The sequence below is a fragment of the Lachnoanaerobaculum sp. genome (assembly GCF_057250505.1).
Map to the genome: position 1 here is coordinate 26,177 of NZ_DBHIEQ010000029.1, position 2,446 is coordinate 28,622.

Sequence of the window (2,446 nt, forward strand, 5' to 3'; positions counted from 1 at the left end):
TCATCTTTTTCAAATACCTTGTTCATATCTGTATCTATAAATCCCGGAGATATAGCGTTTACTGAAATATTACTTGGAGCAAGTTCCTTTGCCAGTGCTTTTGTAAATGAATTGATGCCGCCTTTTGATGCCGAGTAGGCAACCTCCATAGATGCACCGATATTTCCCCAGACAGAAGATATATTTATTATATGACCGCTTTGTTTTTTTAACATTTCGGGAATAATATATTTTGACATCAGAAATGCAGATGTAAGATTGGTATTAAGTACTTTATTCCAATCATCAAGGGACATATCCTGAATCAGTCCGATATAGGATATACCTGCATTGTTTATCAGGATATCTGTTTGCCCGATTGCTTTTGCAGAATCCGATATAAACTCTTTTACAGACTCTTTATTTGTAACATCGCAAAGACCTATGTAGCATGAAACATTTTCGTTTTCAACAAGTCGCTTTGTGTTTTGTAAGCCTTCAAGATCTGATTTTGCACATATAATAATATTATGATTGTTTTTTGCAAACTCAATTGCAACGGCTCTTCCTATACCTCTTGAAGCGCCGGTTATAAGTATATTCATTCTTACCTCCTTTTAAAATCATTATAGTTTAAATATGCTTAAATAAAAAGCTGTAGTTTGTACCTTAAAAACTGCTGTTCATACCTTTTATGTATATATCGTAAATAAGCCGGTATAATGGCAATCGTTAGAGAAATAAGATGAACAGAGTGATATAGGAGTTACATTCGATTATAGAGTGATAAAAAAGTGGTATAGGATTAAAGAGGATATAGGAACCCTGCAAAAAAGCTGTCGTTATGACGGCTTTTTTGCATTAAGAAAAAAATAAAAACAATTAAACCGTCGTTTATACCTTAAAAACTGCTGTTTATACTTTTTTTGTAAAAAAGAACTTTTTAATGTTATAATCATAATCGTCAAAGCTAAGGAATGTTTGAGTAATCAAACTTTCAGTAATATCAATGTGTAAGTTTTAGAGTGATTGTTACAGTGATATAGTGAAGACAGTGATGTTGGGAGTGTTTTAACGGTGATTAAGGAGTTTGTTATATAGTTAGAGCGTATAACAAGGTTGGAGTGATTTTTTAGAGTGATATTTACAAAGGTTTAGAGTGATAAAATGTTAGAGTAAGGTAAAAGGTATGGTGAAGCAAGACACCATACCTTTTATTTTAATTTTATCATAAGTATATTGTAATAACCGATGTGGAATATACACCCTATAAATGATATAATATGGACATCAGGTACGGTGAAGGAGAGAATTAATAAAGTAAAAATGGAGGTGGGTTATGAGAAAGGTATTGTGTAATATATGCAGTACAATATGTTTAGCTTGTGCCATAGTATTGCTTTTATGCTACACTACAAAGCTGTTTGCACTTGATGAAAAGCATACAGTATTGTTAAATTTGATTCAGTGTTTGGGAATGCTTGGCTACATATTGCTTTCAGAACATTGTAAAGAATCTAAGAATAAGCGTATTTTAAGGATATCACTTATAATTTTACTAAGTTTTTCAACACTGTTTACTTTTTATATATTTATTACAACATCATAGTCAGTTGTCTTAAAAGTTGAAAAAGGTTGCCATATATCACGCTTATGTGATTTTATGGCAACCTTTTTATTTGGATAAAAGTTCTTTTTCGCGTCTTCTTATATCGAGTTCATCATCGACTAAATCCTGCAAAGATATATTGTCGACAACATTGTTGATGGCATCCTCCACCTTTTTGAAAAGATTTTGTGTCACACAAAAATCGGAATGTACACAATTGCCGTTGCCGTCAAGGCAGTCAACCGGAGAGAGTGAGCCTTCGGTCAATCTTAATATTTCACCTACAGTATATTCTTTGACAGGCTTTATAAGTAAGTATCCGCCTTGAGCGCCACGAATACTTTTTACAAGTTTTGCTTTTGAAAGTATGGAGACTATCTGCTCCAAGTACTTTTCCGAAATACCGTATGATTTTGAAACTTGATTTATTTTGGTGGGTGTTTCAGAGTTTATTGCAAACTCCACCATCATTTTCAGCGCATATCTACCTCTAGTAGAAATTTTCATTTGAATCCTCTTTTCTATATAAACCGTTATTGATAAACCGGCTTTTGTTCAATGTCTAGTATCTGACTAGGAATTGACATTATCATATCAAATATAGAAATAAATGTAAACAATATAGCTGATATAATTAAAATATGTTATAATGAAGACTTTAAGAGAGTATATATGATTATCTTATATGGAAAGGAAAAAGATGGAGAAGAATAATCATTTTTTAGATAACGCAGGGGCTATTTTTGACGGTATGAACACTTTTCTTACAACAAAGACAGTTGTGGGAGAGCCTATTGTTGTAGGTGATACTACAATAATACCGTTGGTTGATGTAAGCTGCGGTATGGCGGCAGGTAC

4 protein-coding genes are annotated in these 2,446 nt (G+C 32.7%); 2 read left to right on the plus strand and 2 right to left on the minus strand.

What is annotated here, in order from left to right; translation table 11 throughout:
• Positions 1 to 584, minus strand: a 584-nt coding sequence (locus ACO6FI_RS11030; RefSeq protein ID WP_485457374.1) for an SDR family NAD(P)-dependent oxidoreductase, incomplete at its 3' end; no start/stop codon positions are given.
• 734 nt (positions 585 to 1,318) lie between these two features.
• Here ACO6FI_RS11030 and ACO6FI_RS11035 point away from each other — a divergent pair.
• Positions 1,319 to 1,588 (plus strand): hypothetical protein, encoded by a 270-nt coding sequence (locus ACO6FI_RS11035; protein ID WP_485457375.1) that lies wholly within the window; start codon positions 1,319 to 1,321, stop codon positions 1,586 to 1,588.
• 66 nt (positions 1,589 to 1,654) lie between these two features.
• Here the strand turns inward: ACO6FI_RS11035 and ACO6FI_RS11040 are convergent, their stop codons facing one another.
• A complete protein-coding gene (locus ACO6FI_RS11040; RefSeq protein ID WP_060931221.1) occupies positions 1,655 to 2,095 on the minus strand; it encodes an RrF2 family transcriptional regulator in 441 nt (146 codons plus the stop codon).
• A 193-nt stretch (positions 2,096 to 2,288) separates the two neighbouring features.
• On the opposite strand from ACO6FI_RS11040, the gene ACO6FI_RS11045 reads away from it, so the two are divergent.
• A partial coding sequence (locus ACO6FI_RS11045; protein WP_485457376.1) for a GerW family sporulation protein occupies positions 2,289 to 2,446 on the plus strand: 158 nt, incomplete at its 3' end.

Excerpts from the sequence above, each read along its gene's own strand:
- ACO6FI_RS11035 (WP_485457375.1), top strand. The coding sequence starts at position 1,319 with ATGAGAAAGGTATTGTGTAATATATGCAGTACAATATGTTTAGCTTGT.
- ACO6FI_RS11040 (WP_060931221.1), bottom strand. The coding sequence starts at position 2,095 with ATGAAAATTTCTACTAGAGGTAGATATGCGCTGAAAATGATGGTGGAG.